This is a genomic window from Actinacidiphila sp. bgisy145 (assembly GCF_057708125.1).
In genome coordinates, this window is the sequence record NZ_JBYIRL010000025.1 from 71,399 (window position 1) to 88,145 (window position 16,747).

Genomic DNA, 16,747 nt, shown 5'->3' on the forward strand with positions numbered 1-16,747 from the left:
GCAGCGGGAGCCGTACGTGCATCCGTGCGTACCGGCGTGTGGACCGGCGTCCGTACGCCAAAACCTGAGGTCGGGCGGAGCGCCGGATCAGTAAGGTGTTGGCCATGGCCTCTCCGCGTGGTGCCGACCTCCTGGCGCCGACCGTCCTGCGTGCCCACGGGCTGCTGCTCCGCCCGGTCGTCGCGGCCGACGAACCCGCGGTCAGGAAGGCGATGGCCGACCCCGGCATCCTGCGGTGGGCCGCCGGCATGGCGGTGATCGGCTCGCCGCCGAAGGACCGGGGCACCGTGTGGCTGTCGGCGCGGCTGTCCGCGTGGACGACGGGCACCGCCGCGTTCGCGGTGACCGACCCGGCGAACGACGAGATGCTCGGCTACCTCGGTCTGCGCGACGTGCACCGCGTGCCCGACCAGGCGGTGGCCGGGTACTGGGTGACGCCCTCGGCGCGCGGCCGCCAGATCACCGCCCGCGCTCTGGACGCCGCCGCGACCTGGGCGTTCCGCCCGCCCCAGGACGGCGGTCTGGGACTGCACCGCATCCACCTCGACCACGTCCTGCACAACGTCGGCTCCTGCCGGGCCGCGCTGCGGGCGGGCTTCGCGCAGGAGGGCGTGATGCGCGGGTCGTTCGTCGAGCCCGACGGCACCCGGCACGACTGCCACCTGCACGCCCGCCTCGCCACGGACCCGGCCGTCCCGCCCTTCGACTGACCGGGGCGCGCTGCTTCGAGCGCCGACCCGCTGCCCGAGCGCCGACTCTTTGCCCGAGCGCCAACACGTGCTGCCCCCTCGACGGCGGCCCGACGACCCGACCTGACCGGCGCCTTACCGCCCGGCGAAGCCATCGGCAACCCGACATTGCATGATCATGCGTAATCATGCATACTCTTGCTATGTCCAAGGTCCTCACCACCCTCCCCGCCGGCGAGCGCGTCGGCATCGCCTTCTCCGGCGGCCTCGACACTTCGGTGGCGGTCGCGTGGATGCGCGACAAGGGCGCTGTCCCGTGCACGTACACCGCCGACATCGGCCAGTACGACGAACCCGACATCGCCTCGGTCCCCGATCGCGCGCTGGCCTACGGCGCCGAGGTCGCGCGCCTGGTCGACTGCCGCGCGGCGCTGGTCGAGGAGGGCCTGGCCGCGCTCGCCTGCGGGGCGTTCCACATCCGCTCCGCCGGGCGCGTCTACTTCAACACCACCCCGCTCGGCCGCGCCGTCACCGGCACGCTCCTGGTGCGGGCGATGCTGGCCGACGACGTCCAGATCTGGGGCGACGGCTCGACCTTCAAGGGCAACGACATCGAGCGGTTCTACCGCTACGGCCTCCTTGCCAACCCGCACCTGCGGATCTACAAGCCCTGGCTGGACGCGGACTTCGTGACCGAACTCGGCGGCCGCAAGGAGATGTCCCAGTGGCTGCTCGACCACGGGCTGCCCTACCGCGACAGCACCGAGAAGGCGTACTCCACCGACGCCAACATCTGGGGCGCCACCCATGAGGCCAAGACGCTGGAGCACCTGGACACCGGCGTCGAGACCGTCGACCCGATCATGGGTGTGCGGTTCTGGGACCCGTCGGTCGAGATCGCCGTCGAGGACGTGACGATCGGCTTCGACCAGGGCCGCCCGATCACGGTCAACGGCGTGAAGCTCGGCCCCGTCGAGCTGGTGACCGAGGTGAACGCCATCGGCGGCCGCCACGGCATGGGCATGTCCGACCAGATCGAGAACCGGATCATCGAGGCCAAGAGCCGCGGCATCTACGAGGCGCCCGGCATGGCGCTGCTGCACGCCGCGTACGAGCGCCTGGTCAACGCGATCCACAACGAGGACACCCTCGCCCAGTACCACACCGAGGGCCGCCGCCTCGGCCGGCTGATGTACGAAGGCCGCTGGCTGGACCCGCAGGCGCTGATGATCCGCGAGTCCCTCCAGCGCTGGGTCGGCGCGGCCGTCACCGGCGAGGTGACCCTGCGGCTGCGCCGCGGCGAGGACTACTCGGTCCTCGACACCACCGGCCCGGCCTTCAGCTACCACCCGGACAAGCTGTCGATGGAGCGCACCGAGGACTCCGCGTTCGGCCCCGTGGACCGGATCGGCCAGCTCACCATGCGCAACCTCGACATCGCCGACTCCCGCGCCAAGCTGGAGCAGTACGCCCAGCTCGGCCTGATCGGCTCCGGCAGCCCCGCCATCGGCGCCGCCCAGGCCGCCGCCACCGGCCTGATCGGCACCATGCCGCGCCTGCCCGAGGGCGGCGCCGAGGCGATCGCCTCCCGCGGCGAGGCCACCGAGGACGACGAGCTGCTCGACCTGGCCGCCATGGAGTCCGGCACCGACTGACCCGCGCAGCCCCGCCCGCACGCGCACAGAGCACGGCAGAACCCCAGGTCGCGTCCCTCGTGACCTGGGGTTCCGGTGTTCCGGACCGGCTCGCGCGGCGCCCGGCGGCCGGGCTCTCAGTGGGAGGTGTGGACGTTCAGCAGCACCACGCCCGCGATGACCAGGGCGATCCCCGCCCACTGCACCCGCCCCAGCGACTCGCCGAACGCCGCCGCCCCGATCGCGGCCACCGCCGCCGTACCGGCGCCCGACCAGACCGCGTACGCCACCGACACCGGGATGCGGACGAGCGCCCGGCCGAGCAGCGCGAACGACAGCACATAGCCGATGACCACCGCCACCGTCGGCCACAGCCGGGTGTACCCGTCGGTGAGCTTCAGGCAGCTGGTGGCGCAGACCTCGGAGGCGATGGCGAGCGCGAGCAGTATGTAGGGCACGGTGACTCCTGAAGGGGTCCGGCGGCGGACCGCCCGCCGGCACGACGACGTCGACGACGCCCCCAAGGCTGCCAAGTGCCCCCGACCCCCCTACCTCCGGCCCGCCGACCACCCCGCGCGACAGCCCTGAGCGGCGTCGGTCTCAGCCCGTGAACGCCTGCCGCAGGCGCTCGGCGGCATCGCGGAGCACCTCGGGGCGTTTGCAGAAGGCGAAGCGGACCTGGGTACGGCCGGCGGTGGGGTGGTCGTAGAAGACGGAGTTGGGGACGGCGACCACCCCGGCCCGCTCCGGCAGGGCGCGGCAGAAGGCCAACGCGTCCATGCCCGGGGCGAGTCCGGCGATGTCGGTGGTGATGAAGTAGGTGCCGCGTGGCGCGTACACCTCGAAGCCCGCGTCGGCGAGTCCCGCCGCGAGGATGTCGCGCTGCGCCCGCAGGCCGTCGCGCAGACCGGTGAAGTACGCGTCGGGCAGCGCGAGGGCCTCGGCGGCGGCGTACTGGAACGGCCCCGAGGCGACGTAGGTGAGGAACTGCTTCGTGGTCCGCACCGCGGCCACCAGTTCGCGGCTGCCCGTGACCCAGCCGACCTTCCAGCCGGTGAAGGAGAAGGTCTTGCCCGCCGAGGAGATGGCGACGGTGCGCTCGCGCATGCCCGGCAGGGAGATCAGCGGGATGTGCTCGGCGCCGTCGTACGCGATGTGCTCGTAGACCTCGTCGGTGACGACCAGCAGGTCGCGGGAGACGGCGAGTTCGGCGATCGCGGTCAGCTCGTCGCGGGTGAGGACCATGCCGGTGGGGTTGTGCGGGCTGTTGAGCAGGAGCAGCCGGGTGCGCGGGGTCACCGCGGCGCGCAGGGCGTCGAGGTCCGGGCGGAAGTCGGGTGCGCGCAGGGTGAGCGGGACCCGGACGCCGCCGGCCATCGCGATGCAGGCGGCGTAGGAGTCGTAGAACGGCTCGAACGCGATCACCTCGTCGCCCGGCTCCAGCAGCGCCAGCATCGCCGCCGCGATCGCCTCGGTGGCACCGGCGGTGACCAGCACCTCGGTGTCGGGGTCGAAGTCGAGCCCGTAGAAGCGCTTCTGGTGGTCGGTGACGGCGGTGCGCAGTTCGGGGACGCCCGGGCCGGGCGGGTACTGGTTGCCGCGGCCGTCGCGCAGCGCCCGTACGGCCGCCTCGCGTACGGACTCCGGCCCGTCGGTGTCGGGGAAGCCCTGCCCGAGGTTGATCGCGCCGGTGGCAACCGCCAGCGCGGACATCTCGGCGAAGATCGTCGTCCCCAGGCCGGCCAGCCGGCGGTTCAGGAAGGGGCGCCGGGACGCGTCAGGGCCGTCCGCCGCGCCCACCGTGCCTGCCATCGAGGTCCACCCGCTCTCCACGCACCAGCCCAACCGATCAGCCGATGGTACCGGGTTGTCATATCGGAACACCTGAACTCGTAAGCGCTCCAAGGGATGGAAAGTACGCGCAGATGGGTAAAAACGCTGAGCGCGGCGTGTGATCCGTGGTTCCGTAGGTCCCGGATCGCCGCGGGAGTCGTCGGGGCCTCCCGATCATCCAGATCACCCCGAACCCGCCGGGCCGAGCCAGGTCCACCGGCGATCCGTGCCTGAACGATCCCTCATCCACCTGGCCCCCACACCGGCGCAAGCCACCGCACCTCCGCCTCGCGGCGCGGGCGGGACGGCCTGTTCGCGCCGGGTGTGCGATCCCCAGCGTGCACCGCGGAGCCCTCCCATGCTCACCACCATTGACACCGCATACACGGACACCCGGGCAGGCGATCTCGCCTGGTGCCTGGACAAGGAAGCGCTGCCCGCGCTCGCCACCCTCGGCGTACGGGTCGGCGAGGCCGCGGCGCTCCACGCCGACGTCGAGTTACGCCTGCTCGGCGCCTCCCACCAGGTGCTCGTCGACGCCGGCCGCGACAACTGCTCCGAGACGGTGGCGTGCCTGCCGGGCAGCCAGGCACCGCTGCCGTTCGGCGTATCCCGCCGGGTCGGCACCTGGGAGTACGAGTTCGCGGCCCGCATCGAGCACCTCACGCCAGGCTCCTTCACCGCCCGCGCCCAGGAGTTGCTCGCCCTGGTCACCGACCACCCGCAGGGCCTGGCCGGCACCTTCCCGGGCGACCCGAACGCGTTCACCGCGATGCTGGTGCAGTGCAGGGAGGGCAGCGTGCGCTGGCGCACCTGGCACGCCTATCCGCAGGAAGGGCGGTTGGTGGCGACCCGGACCAGGCTGCGGGTCCCGTGCTGACCGGCCCCGGCGCTGCTCCACCGCCCACCGCCCGCGGGGCGCGCGCCGTACGGCATGAGGCCCGGCCGTACCTCTGCGCGCTTCCGGGCACCACCACCCGCCGCCACCCGCCCGCCTGTACGGACGAATTGCACCCTTGTGGGTGACGGGTGACGGCGCAACCCTGACATAGCGTGCATTCATGCTCGACCAGCGCGGACGACCGCAAACCCCCCGCCCGCTCGCCTTGGCGTTGCCCGTCCCCGTGCGGGCGGCCCGCGCGCTGGTCCTCGCGGCCGTCTTCGTCTGCGCCGCCTGCGGGCTGGTGTACGAACTCGAACTCGTCGCCCTCGCCTCGTACTTGGTCGGCGACTCGGTCACCCAGGCGTCAGTGGTGCTGTCGGTGATGGTCTTCGCGATGGGCTGCGGCTCGCTGCTGGCAAAACGGTTGCGCAGCCGCGCCGCCGCCGCGTTCGTCGCCGTCGAGTCCGCGCTCGCGCTCGTCGGCGGGCTGTCGGTGATGACGCTCTACGCGGTCTTCGCCTGGTACGGCCAGGCCCGGTTCGCCATGATCGGCTGCGCCTATGTGATCGGCGTGCTGATCGGGGCGGAGGTGCCGCTGCTGATGACGCTCGTGCAGCGCATCCGCCGCCAGGACGCGGGCGGTGCCGTCGCCGACCTGTTCGCCGCGGACTACGTCGGCGCGCTCCTCGGGGGCCTGGCCTTCTCCTTCGTCCTGCTGCCGTTCCTGGGGCAGTTGACCGGCGCGCTCGCGACGGGCGCGGTCAACGCGGTCGCGGGCGGCAGCATCATGCTGTGGCTCTTCCGCGGCGACCTGTCCGCCCGCGCGCGCGGTTGGCTGCTGACCGCCAACGTCGGCGTGCTCGCCCTGCTCGCGTGCGCGGCCGTCGGCGCCGGGCCGTTCGAACGCGCCGCCCGGCACGCCGTGTACGGCGACGGGGTGCGCGTCGCCGAGCAGACCGGCGCGGAGGAGATCGTGCTCGCCGGCGGCACCGGCACGGGCGGCGGCGCCTCGCTGCGGCTGTACGTCGACGGCGACTTGGCGGTCTGCGGCGCCGACGAGGCCGTCCACCACCAGGCGCTGGTGGCACCGGCGATGAGCGGGCCGCACGCCCGGGTGCTGGTCCTCGGCGGCGGTGACGGGCTCGCGCTGCGTGAAGTGCTGGGCTACCAGGGCGTGTTGGCGGTCACCGTCGTCCCCGGCGACACCGAGGTCGCCCGGCTGGGCCGCACCGACCCGGGGCTCACCGCGCTCAACGGGCACGCGTTCGGCGACCCGAGGGTGCGGGAGGTGGGGGGCGACGTGTTCGGCTGGCTGCGCCGGTCCGTACGCGGGGGGAGCGCGGCCCGGCAGCGGTACGACGTGATCATCGAGGACCTGCCCGCGCCCGGCGACTCCGACAGCGCGAAGCTCTACTCGCAGGAGTTCTACGGGCTGGCCGCGCGTGAACTGGCAGCCGGGGGGCGGATCGCCGTTCACGCGGGTTCCGTTGTCCACAGCCTGTGGACAACAGATGCGACGCTTCGGGCCGTGTCCCTGCGCGGCACCCCGTACACGTTGCCCGCCTCCGGGGCGTGCGGCGCGACGCAGGACTGGAACTTCCTGCTGGCCGCGCCCACTTCGGTGCCGCCTCGGCTCAGGCTTCCGCCGGAGCGGCCGGGAGCGTCGGACGCGCGGGGCGAGTCGGCCCCGGCCGGTGCGGCGACTCCGTCGGGTTCCGCCTCGCCCGGGTCCGGTTCGGCGCTCACCGCTGCGGACCTCGGTGCCGCCGCCCGCCGGGCGGAGCGGGAACGTCCGTCCCACCCGGTGCCGCCGTCCACGCTGCTGCGTCCGCGCGTCGCGGAGTAGTGGGGTGCGGGGCGGTTTGGCGCGGGGCGTCACCGTATCGTGTGTACGCAAAGTGATGGGCGATGCCCGGGTTGTGTCAGAATTACCGTGGTGAGTAGCGGAGTTGGTGACCCTTCGCGGCGATCGCGGGTGCCTGGGATGCCTTGGGGTGTCCGGGTGCGCTCGGTATGCGCGGGGGAGACGTACGACGGTACGACGGGAGGCGGCGGGTGGCGGCGGACGACAGCCACGGGCCCATGGTGGACAACCCGTGGCGAGAGCAACTGGTCACCCTCAGAACGGATCTCCTCAAGGAGATGCACGACCTTCGCGCCCTGCTCAAGGGCCCGTGCGCCGACATCGGCCAGGGGGAGATCTGGGTCGGCCCGACCGCCGACACCTGGCACACCGAGGCGCGGGCCCGCCGCACCGACCTGCTGGCCCAACTCGACCTGCTGGTACCGCTGGTGGAGACCGCGATCAGCGCGTGTGCGCCGCAGGTGACCGTGGGAGAGGCGAAGAGCCTCCAGGTGGACCTGCTCCAGCCGTAGTTGCCGCCGGGGCGAGACCGCCCCTGACCCCCGTACGTACGTACCCGGGCCCGCGCACAGCCGCCGCGTCCGCGTGCACGGAAGCACCGTGGGACGACACATGGGACACCCCCAGCGGAAGCCGACCTTCTCCGGCATCGACCCGGACCGGCTGCCCGGCACCATCAACTCCCTGGAGACCGACACCAAACGGCTGCACGACAGCGCCACCCGCTTCCGCAACCGCTTCGCCCACTACGACCTCGACACCCGGCCGCTGGACCGGCTGCTCGCCATCTCCCGCTGGGCCGACGGCGAACTCCCCCTGCTCCGCCGCCGCCAGCGCCTCGCGGCCGCCATCGGCGAACACAGCTCGCAGCGCACCCTGATCTCCGTCCCCGACAGCGCCGTCACCCCCGGCGCAGCCGCCCGCGCCACCGCCCAAGGCAGCGCCCTCGCCCGCGCGTTCGACCAGCAGATGGCCGACCACTACGGCGCCGTCCCCGAGCACCTCTTCGCCGAACTCGCCGCCGGCGGCTACGACGGCGACTTCCTCCGCGGCTTCTACACCACCCTCGGCCCCCGCCGCCTGTCTCAACTGTCCAACGCCATGTCCGGCAGCCCCTACGACCGCCGCTACCCGGACCACCCCGACCAACTCGCCTATGACCGCGACGTCCTGGCCCGTACCTTCGGCGGGTTCACCCGCGTCGCGGCCGACACCAGCCCCGAGCGCGATCGACACGCCTTCTGGTCGACCTGGTTCGACCGCTTCGACGACCCCGGCCAAGGGTTCCGCCCCGACCTCCTCCTTCCCCTCGTCGACAGCGGCACCTACGCCCCCGACTTCCTCCTCGCCCTCGCCGACCGCGCCTTCACCACCGACCCGTCCCGCAGCGTCACCCCGCGTATGTCCGGTTCCCCCGCCGTAGAGGACCCCTGGCACGCCGACCACTACGTCCAGCTCTTCGACGCCCTCGCCAAGTGCCCGCTCGCCGCAGGCCAGTTCGTTGCCCGGCGCCCCGACATCGCCGCTAACGCCCTCTACCCGGGCGGCGGCAGCACCACCCCCGAGCGGATCGCCGCCTTCACCGCCACCCTCAAGGCCGCGACGGTCACCCTCCGCGACACCCACCCCGCCCTCTCCGACCGCAACACCGCGTGGCTCCTCACCACCAACCTCGCCCACTCCCAGGACCCGTCCCTCCGGACCGCCCACCCCTACCCCGCGGTCTCCCTCCTCTTCTCCGAGATCCTGGCCCAGCACTGGGACGACCTCCAGTACGCGATCACCTCCCCGGCCCAGGACGCCTTCTGGCCCGCCCCCACCTGGAACCCCACCGCTTTCACCCACTCCCAGAACCCCACCCGCGACGGCCTCGAGCTCCACCCCTCCGTCTGGAAGGCATTCATGGAGGAGTCCATCCGCAACCCCCAAGCAGCCGCGAGCATGAGCGCACTCTTCGAGGCGAGCGGCCGGAAGCTCGTGAACGACGCGGAGACCGCGGGGCTCAGCGAGGAGGACCAGGACGCGGTCGCGTACCTCAGCTTCTCGAAGGGCCTGATGGACGGTTTCTACGGTGACGTCTTCACGACGACCGAGCAGCAGCTCGGCGCCGAGAGCCAGGCGTGGGCGGACGCGATGACCAGCTCACGGGAGAACCTCGTCCGTGCGGCCGCCACCCTCGCCACGGGCCCGGACGGCGCTGCCGGTTTCGCAGAACAGACGGGCCAGGAGATCGCCACGGGAATCCTGGAGAGCTGGATTCACCAGACGGTCATGGCGACGCCCGGAGAAGCGCCGAAGGACCTGGTGGACGGACTGAAGGGCCTCCAGGACGCAGAGCTGAGCACGACGTGGTGGGCTACGTTCGCCAGCCACGCCTCAGCGCTTCTTGGCTCGGCTGCCACCATCAAGAGCATCCGGCCGGTCGCGGTGCAGCTGCCTGGCCATAGCGCGCCTACGACGTACACGGGCGATCCATACGGGCGCGGCGGGAGCGCGGTGAAATACATCACCGGCCCGGAGGACGACTTCGTCTCGGTCATGAGGAAGTACGGCGGGCAGCAGGCACTCGCGAAGATGACGCCGCGCCAACTGGGCTCCTACAGCGACTGGATCGAGGACCCGGCGGTGGTGACGAGGCTCGCCGGACGCGGCGCGTTCGACTCGTTGCTCGGCCGAGGCGTCACTCGCGGGGACTCCTCATGACGGGATGATCTGCCACGACAAGTAGCCGGACGGCGGGTAGATGTCACTTGGTTCGAACGCGAACGCGACGAGGTTGTCACCGCTGAAATAGGACCTGGTAACGCCGTCTCCGCAGCGCACTTCCGGTTCGGCGTCGTTGTCCCGCTGCTTCGTGTTCCAGTAAAGCTCCACCGCTCCTGACCCCGCACACGCCGCCTCCAGGACGTACTTCCCGGCGGGAAGCCTTGGGGTCGTCCGGCCCAGCCGGCGCCGCCTCTCGACGGCGCCGGTCCACCGCAACCGGACGTCGGACGACGGTGTCAGCCGCGCCTCCGCCTGCCGGCGCAGTTCCCCCTCGCTGCGGGTGGTGCCGGCGGTGGGGCGGACCGGGTGGCGGGACGTGCCGCAGCCCGCGGTGAGGGGGAGGACGGCGGCGGCCAAGAGGGCTACGACGGTGCCGTACCAGGATCGCGACATGGTCTGCTCCGGACTTCCCGGCGGAATCGGGCAGAAGTGAAGATAGTGCACCTCTGTTCGTGGCGGCGGTAGGCGGGCCGGGCGGCCTGGAGGGGGCGGGGGAGGGGCGGGCGGGTGGGGGAAATGCGGACGGAGAGCCGTCAATCCGGTTCCGCGTGGGTAGGCTCCGCCGCATGGAGCACGAGTCTTTCGTCCCGACCCCGTCCGCCCGGCTGGCGGAAACGTTCCGTACCCCGGGCGCCGCGGCATCCGCCCTGCCGGGCTGGCAGCCGGACCCGGACACGGCCACGGACGAGCGCGTCGCGCGGGGGCGCCTGCGCCTGCGCATCGCCGGCTCGACCATCACCTACCGCGGCTCCGTCACCGTGACGGGCGACGCCCCGCCCTTCACGCTGGAGGCGCGGGGCACAGAGGTGCGCGGCGAAGGCGTGGTCGAGGCCACCCTCCAGATCACCCTCGCGGACATCGACGTGCCCCGGTCCGGCTGCACCATCACCTACCGCGGCGAGGCGACCGCGAACGGCCGGCTCACGTCCTACGACCCGGCGGTCGCGGAAGCCGCACTCCGCCGCCTGCTGGACCGTTTCTCCGCGGGCGTCGCCGAGCTCGAACCGCCCACCGCGCAGGAGGAACCTCCCACCGGCCCCGAGCCCACCGCCGACGCCGAAGCGCCAGGCACCGAAGCGCCAGGCACCGCGGAGCCGGACTCCGAGGAACCCGACATCGTGGACGACCTCGGTGACCCGGGCGCCGACCTGGAGGAGTTCGAACTCGTCGAGGTCGAGGTGGACGTCCCGGAGAGCGCCGCCGCGCTGGACGACCTGGTGCCGCCCGCCGAGGCCGCCCACGCCCGGCGGACGATGATCGGCCGCAGCGCGGAGGAGGTCGACCACGCGCCGCCGCGCGGCCGGTACGCGCCCGTGCCCGCCCCGGACTCTTCCTCGGCGGCGACGCTGCGCTGGGCGGCGCCGGCGGCCGCGGCGCTGCTGGCGTCGGCCGTCGTGGTGGGCAGGGTACTGCGCCGCCGCAGATGACCCGCCTGCCCGGGCGAGCGCGCGTGAGCCCGCGCGGTATCGGCCGCTACGCTCGCTTCCGTGGAGACTGAAACGAAACTGACGGCGGGCGACGCCGAACTGACCCTGCGGCCCGAGCAAGGCTGCCGGATCGCCTCGCTGAAGGTCGGCGGAACCGAACTCCTGCGCCAGGGGGACAAGTTCGGCGCCTTCCTGATGGTGCCGTGGTGCGGCCGCACCGAGAACGGCGTGTTCCGCAACGGCGGGGTGAGCCACCAACTCCCCGTCGACGCGCCGCCGCACGCGATCCACGGCACCGGCCGGCACTCCGTCTGGCACGAGGCGGCCCCGGCCACGCCGACCACCGCGGCCTTCTACTACGACCTCACCGACCCGTGGCCGTATCCGGGACGGGTGACCCACACCGTCGAACTCGCGCCGCACTCCGCGAAGCTGACGCTGAGCGTCGAGGCGCGCGGCGACTCCTTCCCGGCGCAGGCCGGCTGGCACCCGTGGTGGCTGCGCAACCTCGGCCAGGGCGGTCAGGACGTCGAGCTGGCCTTCAGCGCCGCCTGGCAGGAGGAGCGCGGCGACAATCACCTGCCCAACGGCAACCGCATCGACCCCAAGCCCGGCCCCTGGGACGACTGCTTCGGGATGCCGGACGGTGTGGAGGTCGCCCTGAACTGGCCCGGGGAGATGACGGTGCGGGTCAGCAGCCCGAGCGAGTGGGTCGTCGTCTACACCGAGCAGCCCGAAGCGGTGTGCGTGGAGCCGCAGTCGGGACCGCCCAACGGCCTGAACACGCATCCGCGCCTGGTCACCCCGATCGAACCGCTGGAGATCAGCACGGTGTGGAGCTGGCAGAAGGTCGGCTGACGGGAGCCGGGAGACCCGCTTCCGCCCTTCTGTCCGGAACATACCCATGCCCGCGGCTCGGCTAATCTCATCCGTATGAGCGACGTACGCACCGCCCTCCTGCGGCAGATCAAGGACAAGGCCGTCGTGCACGGCAAGGTGACCCTCTCCTCGGGCCTCGAAGCCGACTTCTACATCGACCTGCGCCGGATCACCCTGGACGGCCAAGCCGCACCGCTCGCCGGGCAGGTGATGCTCGACCTCACCGCGGACCTGGAGTTCGACGCGGTGGGCGGGCTGACCCTCGGCGCCGACCCGGTCGCCACGTCGATGCTGCACGCGGCGGCCGCCCGCGGCCGGCGGCTGGACGCGTTCGTGGTGCGCAAGGCCACCAAGACCCACGGTCTGCAGCGCCGGATCGAGGGCACCGAGGTCAAGGGCCGCCGGGTGCTGGTGGTGGAGGACACCTCGACCACCGGCGGGTCGCCGCTGACGGCCGTCGAGGCGGTCCGCGAGGCGGGCGGCGAGGTCGTGGCGGTCGCGGTGATCGTCGACCGGGGCGCGGCCGCGAAGGTGGCCGAGGCGGGCCTGCCCTATCTGGCGGCGTACTCTCTGGCTGATCTCGATTTGTCCTGAACACCGGCTTGACCTGCGATGCCGCGGTTCCCGGGATGTTCCACGTGGAACATCCCGGGAGCTGTTCGCGCGCACAGGGCGCGCCCGCGGCCGTCCTGGTGTATGGCGAGCTGGTGTATCCGTTCGAGTCTGGGAAGATGAGGGCGACGATGACGTCGCCACGCATGCCAGCAGTACCACCCGCACAGCCATGAGGAGCGGAAACGATGCCCATCGCAACCCCCGAGGTCTACGGCGAGATGCTCGACCGGGCGAAGGCCGGAAACTTCGCCTACCCGGCCATCAACGTCACGTCGTCACAGACCCTGCATGCGGCCCTGCGCGGCCTGGCCGAGGCGGAGAGCGACGGCATCATCCAGATCTCCACGGGCGGTGCGGAGTTCCTGGGCGGCCAGTACAGCAAGGACATGGTGACCGGTGCGGTCGCGCTCGCCGAGTTCGCGCACATCGTCGCCGAGAAGTACCCGGTCACGGTCGCGCTGCACACCGACCACTGTCCCAAGGACAAGCTCGACGGGTACGTCCGCCCGCTGCTGAAGATCTCCCAGGAGCGCGTGGCCGCCGGCCGCAACCCGCTCTTCCAGTCCCACATGTGGGACGGCTCCGCCGAGACGCTGGACGACAACCTCGCCATCGCCAAGGAGCTGCTGGCCGAGGCGGCCAAGGCGAAGATCATCCTGGAGATGGAGATCACCCCGACCGGCGGTGAGGAGGACGGCGTCTCCCACGAGATCAACGACTCCCTCTACACCACCGTCGACGACGCGTTCCGCACCGTCGAGGCCGTCGGCCTCGGCGAGCACGGCCGCTACCTGCTGGCCGCCTCCTTCGGCAACGTGCACGGCGTGTACAAGCCGGGCAACGTGGTGCTGCGCCCGAGCATCCTCCGCGAGCTCCAGGACGCGGTCGCCGAGAAGTACGGCAAGGCCAACGCGTTCGACTTCGTCTTCCACGGCGGCTCCGGCTCGACGATCGAGGAGATCACCGAGGCGCTGGAGAACGGCGTGGTCAAGATGAACATCGACACCGACCTCCAGTACGCGTTCACCCGCCCCGTCGCCGGCCACATGTTCAGCAACTACGACGGTGTGCTGAAGGTCGACGGCGAGGTCGGCAACAAGAAGGCCTACGACCCGCGGGTGTGGGGCAAGGCCGCCGAGGCCGGCATGGCCGCGCGCGTCGTCGTCGCCGCCCAGGACCTGCGCTCGGCGGGCAACCGCCGCAAGTAGCCGTCCGCCGCGCCGGCTTCGGCGCGCGGCACCACGGCCACCGCGCTCGCCCGAGGCCCCCGGCACTTGCCGGGGGCCTTCCGCGTGCCGGCTCGGGCAGACTGGAGCCCATGGCCAATCACGAGAACCTGCTCGGGGGTCCCGCCCCCACCCACCTGCCCGACGACCCGGAGCCGCGGGAACTGCTCGCCGCCGGTGCCGCGCCCGCCGAGGTGGCGGCGAAGTACCCGTCCTCCTCGCTCGCCTGGGCGCAGCTCGCCGACGACGCGTTCGCCGGCGGCCGGGTGGTGGAGTCCTACGCCTACGCCCGGACCGGCTACCACCGCGGCCTGGACGCCCTGCGCAGGGCCGGCTGGCGCGGCCACGGCCCCGTACCGTTCGAGCACGAGCCGAACCGCGGCTTCCTGCGCGCCCTGCACGCGCTGGCCCGTGCCGCGCAGGGGATCGGCGAGCAGGACGAGTACGAGCGCTGCACGACCTTCCTGCGCGACAGCTCGCCGACCGCCGCGGACACGCTGGGCTGACCCTCGCGCGGCCCGGCCGAAGCCGGTCCACGCGAACCTCCGCCGCGGCCCGCCCCGACCCGGGCGGTCCGCGGCGTACGTGCCCCACCCGCGGCGCCGGGCCCGTACGGCCCGGGCGCGACCCGGTCCACCTCCACCCTGCTGCCTGTCGGCCCTTGCCGGATCTGCCCGCACCGCAGATGATCGCCGCACAGGCCCGGCGACCCCGGGGCACGATGGAGGTAGCACCATGCCCGACACACCGATCGACGAGGCGGCGACCCCGAACCTCTCGTTCGAAGGCAGCACGCCCTACGAGGACTACGTCCAGGCGTCCGTCCTCACCCACCTGCAGCACCCGCTCTCCGACGAACCCGGGGAGATGGCCTTCCTCGTCACCACCCAGGTGATGGAGCTGTGGTTCACCCTGCTCGTCCACGAGTGGAGCCACGCGGCCGCGGCACTGCGGCAGGACGACCTGTCGGGGGCGACGGCCGCGCTGCGCCGCAGCCTGCCCGAGCTGGAGTCCCTCAACGCCTCCTGGAAACCGATCGCGCATCTCACCCCCGCGCAGTTCAACGCCTACCGGTCCGCCCTCGGCGAGGGCTCCGGCTTCCAGTCCGCGATGTACCGCCGCCTGGAGTTCCTGCTCGGCGACAAGTCCGCGTCCATGATCGTGCCGCACCGCGGCACCCCCAGCGCGCACGCCGAACTGGAGAAGGCCCTCACCGAGCCGAGCCTCTACGACGAGGTGCTGCGGCTGCTGGCCCGCCGCGGCTACGACCTGCCCGCCGACGTACTCGACCGCGACCCGGCGCTGCGCTATGAACCGCACCCCGCGGTCGAAGCCGCCTGGCAGGCCGTCTACGCGGCCGAGGACCAGGACTCCGACCTGGTGCGGCTCGGCGAACTCCTCACCGACGTCGCCGAACTGGTCTGGCGGTGGCGCAACGACCACCTCGTCGCGACCCGGCGCGCCATGGGCGCCAAAGCCGGCACCGGCGGCTCGGCGGGGGTGGCCTGGCTGGAGAAGCGTGCCGCGAAGAACGTCTTCCCCGAGCTGTGGACGGCGCGCAGCCATGTCTGAGCTCCCCGCGACCCGCCCCTACGCCCAGGACAGCCGGGAGGCCCGGACCGTGCAGGACACCCTCGCCGACCGCGCCGCCGCCCTCGACGCGGCCGACCCGCTCGCGCCCGTCCGGGATCGCTTCACCCTCGGCGGGGCCCCGGCGGACGGCTCCCCGGAGAGCGCCGTCTACCTCGACGGGAACTCGCTGGGCGCCCTGCCCACCACCGTGCTGCCGCGGCTGACCGACGTGGTCGGCCGCGAGTGGGGCGAACTGCGCATCCGCTCCTGGGAGGAGAGCGGTTGGTGGACGGCGCCCGAGCGGATCGGCGACCGGATCGCCCCGCTCATCGGCGCCGCGCCCGGGCAGGTCGTCGTCGGCGACTCCACCAGCGTCAACGTCTTCAAGGCGCTGGTCGCCGCCGTCCGCATGGCACCCCAGGACCGCGACGAGATCCTGGTCGACGCCGCCACCTTCCCCACCGACGGCTACATCGCGCAGTCCGCGGCCCGCCTCACCGGCCGCACCGTCAGGCCGGTGCCCGCCGACGGGATCGCCGAGGCGGCCGGGCCCCGCACCGCCGCCGCCCTCGTCAACCACGTGGACTACCGCACCGGACGGCTGTACGACCTGCGCCACGTCACTGCCGCCCTGCACGCGGCCGGCGCGCTCGCCGTGTGGGACCTGTGCCACAGTGCGGGCGCTCTGCCGGTCGCCCTCGACGCCGACGGCGTGGACCTCGCGGTGGGATGCACCTACAAGTACCTCAACGGCGGCCCGGGCGCGCCCGCCTACCTCTACGTGCGGGCCGAGCACCAGCCGCGCTTCGACTCCCCGCTGCCCGGCTGGAACTCCCACGCCGACCCCTTCGGCATGGCCCCGGACTACGTGGCCGCCGACGGCGCGGCGCGCGGGCGCGTCGGCACCCCGGAGATCCTCTCCCTGCTCGCGCTGGACGCGGCCCTCGACGTCTGGGACGGCGTCACGCTCGCCGACGTGCGCGCCAAGAGCCTCGCCCTGACCGACTTCTTCCTCGCGTGCGTGGCGGCGACCGACCCCCGCGGCCGCCTGCGCTCCGTGACACCCCAGGCGCACGCGGAGCGCGGCAGCCAGGTGTCGCTGCGCTGCGCGGACGCCGGCGGGGTGATGCGCGCGCTGATCGCCCGCGGCGTCGTCGGCGACTTCCGGCAGCCCGACCTGCTGCGCTTCGGCTTCACCCCGCTCTACACCCGCTACGCGGACGCCTGGCACGCCGCCCGCGTGCTGGCCGACATCCTTGACGCACGCGACACCGCCGGCCCGGGCACCCTCCCGGGCGCCGGCACCCACCCCCGACCCGAAGGCCAGCCCGAGGGCGACCGCGAAGGGACCCCGTAACC

At 72.7% G+C, this 16,747-nt stretch carries 16 protein-coding genes; 13 read left to right on the top strand and 3 right to left on the bottom strand.

Features of this window, described 5'->3' with window-relative positions:
• Positions 1–104: 104 nt before the first annotated feature.
• Together AC3ERT_RS22610 and argG are read left to right on the top strand one after the other, a co-directional pair.
• Positions 105–710 carry a GNAT family N-acetyltransferase gene (locus AC3ERT_RS22610; protein ID WP_335980992.1) on the top strand — a complete coding sequence of 202 codons (606 nt, stop codon included), beginning with the start codon at positions 105–107 and terminating at the stop codon, positions 708–710.
• Positions 711–892: 182 nt separating this feature from the next.
• Positions 893–2,344 carry an argininosuccinate synthase gene (argG, locus tag AC3ERT_RS22615; RefSeq protein ID WP_335981055.1) on the top strand — a complete coding sequence of 484 codons (1,452 nt, stop codon included), beginning with the start codon at positions 893–895 and terminating at the stop codon, positions 2,342–2,344.
• 116 nt (positions 2,345–2,460) lie between these two features.
• Here argG and AC3ERT_RS22620 read toward each other — a convergent pair whose 3' ends face one another.
• Together AC3ERT_RS22620 and AC3ERT_RS22625 are read right to left on the bottom strand one after the other, a co-directional pair.
• Positions 2,461–2,781, bottom strand: coding sequence for a DMT family transporter (locus AC3ERT_RS22620; RefSeq protein WP_335980991.1), 321 nt, complete (start codon positions 2,779–2,781; stop codon positions 2,461–2,463).
• A 142-nt stretch (positions 2,782–2,923) separates the two neighbouring features.
• The gene (locus AC3ERT_RS22625; protein ID WP_335980990.1) at positions 2,924–4,135 is read right to left on the bottom strand and encodes a pyridoxal phosphate-dependent aminotransferase; all 1,212 of its coding nucleotides are present in this window, start codon (positions 4,133–4,135) and stop codon (positions 2,924–2,926) included.
• 379 nt (positions 4,136–4,514) lie between these two features.
• Between AC3ERT_RS22625 and AC3ERT_RS22630 the strand changes: the two genes are divergently transcribed.
• The 4 genes from AC3ERT_RS22630 to AC3ERT_RS22645 all read left to right on the top strand — a co-directional run bounded on the left by AC3ERT_RS22630 (position 4,515) and on the right by AC3ERT_RS22645 (position 9,606).
• Positions 4,515–5,036: a DUF2617 family protein gene (locus AC3ERT_RS22630; protein ID WP_335980988.1), complete on the top strand. Its 522-nt coding sequence runs from the start codon at positions 4,515–4,517 to the stop codon at positions 5,034–5,036.
• 181 nt (positions 5,037–5,217) lie between these two features.
• Positions 5,218–6,885: a polyamine aminopropyltransferase gene (locus AC3ERT_RS22635; RefSeq protein ID WP_435176422.1), complete on the top strand. Its 1,668-nt coding sequence runs from the start codon at positions 5,218–5,220 to the stop codon at positions 6,883–6,885.
• A gap of 236 nt (positions 6,886–7,121) precedes the next feature.
• Complete coding sequence (locus AC3ERT_RS22640) at positions 7,122–7,415, top strand: hypothetical protein (RefSeq protein ID WP_435131403.1); 294 nt, start codon at positions 7,122–7,124, stop codon at positions 7,413–7,415.
• A gap of 100 nt (positions 7,416–7,515) precedes the next feature.
• Positions 7,516–9,606, top strand: coding sequence for a hypothetical protein (locus tag AC3ERT_RS22645; RefSeq protein WP_435176424.1), 2,091 nt, complete (start codon positions 7,516–7,518; stop codon positions 9,604–9,606).
• Here the strand turns inward: AC3ERT_RS22645 and AC3ERT_RS22650 are convergent.
• Positions 9,601–10,062: a DUF6023 family protein gene (locus AC3ERT_RS22650; RefSeq protein ID WP_435176426.1), complete on the bottom strand. Its 462-nt coding sequence runs from the start codon at positions 10,060–10,062 to the stop codon at positions 9,601–9,603. The genes AC3ERT_RS22645 and AC3ERT_RS22650 overlap by 6 nt on opposite strands.
• A gap of 173 nt (positions 10,063–10,235) precedes the next feature.
• Here AC3ERT_RS22650 and AC3ERT_RS22655 point away from each other — a divergent pair, with 173 nt between their 5' ends.
• The 7 genes from AC3ERT_RS22655 to kynU all read left to right on the top strand — a co-directional run bounded on the left by AC3ERT_RS22655 (position 10,236) and on the right by kynU (position 16,745).
• Entirely contained in the window at positions 10,236–11,096 is an 861-nt protein-coding gene (locus AC3ERT_RS22655; RefSeq protein WP_435176428.1) for an SRPBCC family protein, read from the top strand.
• Between the two features lie 60 nt (positions 11,097–11,156).
• Positions 11,157–11,954 (top strand): aldose epimerase family protein, encoded by a 798-nt coding sequence (locus AC3ERT_RS22660; RefSeq protein ID WP_435131397.1) that lies wholly within the window; start codon positions 11,157–11,159, stop codon positions 11,952–11,954.
• A 75-nt stretch (positions 11,955–12,029) separates the two neighbouring features.
• Complete coding sequence (gene pyrE / locus AC3ERT_RS22665; RefSeq protein ID WP_435176430.1) at positions 12,030–12,569, top strand: orotate phosphoribosyltransferase; 540 nt, start codon at positions 12,030–12,032, stop codon at positions 12,567–12,569.
• Between the two features lie 206 nt (positions 12,570–12,775).
• Positions 12,776–13,798 carry a class II fructose-bisphosphate aldolase gene (fbaA, locus tag AC3ERT_RS22670; protein ID WP_335980977.1) on the top strand — a complete coding sequence of 341 codons (1,023 nt, stop codon included), beginning with the start codon at positions 12,776–12,778 and terminating at the stop codon, positions 13,796–13,798.
• A gap of 110 nt (positions 13,799–13,908) precedes the next feature.
• Complete coding sequence (locus AC3ERT_RS22675) at positions 13,909–14,322, top strand: DUF3151 domain-containing protein (RefSeq protein WP_335980975.1); 414 nt, start codon at positions 13,909–13,911, stop codon at positions 14,320–14,322.
• Between the two features lie 229 nt (positions 14,323–14,551).
• Positions 14,552–15,388 carry a tryptophan 2,3-dioxygenase family protein gene (locus tag AC3ERT_RS22680; protein WP_435176432.1) on the top strand — a complete coding sequence of 279 codons (837 nt, stop codon included), beginning with the start codon at positions 14,552–14,554 and terminating at the stop codon, positions 15,386–15,388.
• Complete coding sequence (gene kynU / locus AC3ERT_RS22685; RefSeq protein ID WP_435176434.1) at positions 15,381–16,745, top strand: kynureninase; 1,365 nt, start codon at positions 15,381–15,383, stop codon at positions 16,743–16,745. Before AC3ERT_RS22680 ends, kynU begins: the two co-directional genes overlap by 8 nt.
• Positions 16,746–16,747 lie beyond the last annotated feature (2 nt).

Bases quoted from the DNA above. Each gene is read 5' to 3' on its own strand.
- AC3ERT_RS22635 (WP_435176422.1), top strand. From the start codon at position 5,218: ATGCTCGACCAGCGCGGACGACCGCAAACCCCCCGCCCGCTCGCCTTG.
- AC3ERT_RS22675 (WP_335980975.1), top strand. From the start codon at position 13,909: ATGGCCAATCACGAGAACCTGCTCGGGGGTCCCGCCCCCACCCACCTG.
- AC3ERT_RS22610 (WP_335980992.1), top strand. From the start codon at position 105: ATGGCCTCTCCGCGTGGTGCCGACCTCCTGGCGCCGACCGTCCTGCGT.
- AC3ERT_RS22655 (WP_435176428.1), top strand. From the start codon at position 10,236: ATGGAGCACGAGTCTTTCGTCCCGACCCCGTCCGCCCGGCTGGCGGAA.
- AC3ERT_RS22640 (WP_435131403.1), top strand. From the start codon at position 7,122: ATGGTGGACAACCCGTGGCGAGAGCAACTGGTCACCCTCAGAACGGAT.
- AC3ERT_RS22625 (WP_335980990.1), bottom strand. From the start codon at position 4,135: ATGGCAGGCACGGTGGGCGCGGCGGACGGCCCTGACGCGTCCCGGCGC.
- AC3ERT_RS22630 (WP_335980988.1), top strand. From the start codon at position 4,515: ATGCTCACCACCATTGACACCGCATACACGGACACCCGGGCAGGCGAT.
- AC3ERT_RS22680 (WP_435176432.1), top strand. From the start codon at position 14,552: ATGCCCGACACACCGATCGACGAGGCGGCGACCCCGAACCTCTCGTTC.
- fbaA (WP_335980977.1), top strand. From the start codon at position 12,776: ATGCCCATCGCAACCCCCGAGGTCTACGGCGAGATGCTCGACCGGGCG.
- argG (WP_335981055.1), top strand. From the start codon at position 893: ATGTCCAAGGTCCTCACCACCCTCCCCGCCGGCGAGCGCGTCGGCATC.
- kynU (WP_435176434.1), top strand. From the start codon at position 15,381: ATGTCTGAGCTCCCCGCGACCCGCCCCTACGCCCAGGACAGCCGGGAG.
- AC3ERT_RS22645 (WP_435176424.1), top strand. From the start codon at position 7,516: ATGGGACACCCCCAGCGGAAGCCGACCTTCTCCGGCATCGACCCGGAC.
- AC3ERT_RS22650 (WP_435176426.1), bottom strand. From the start codon at position 10,062: ATGTCGCGATCCTGGTACGGCACCGTCGTAGCCCTCTTGGCCGCCGCC.
- pyrE (WP_435176430.1), top strand. From the start codon at position 12,030: ATGAGCGACGTACGCACCGCCCTCCTGCGGCAGATCAAGGACAAGGCC.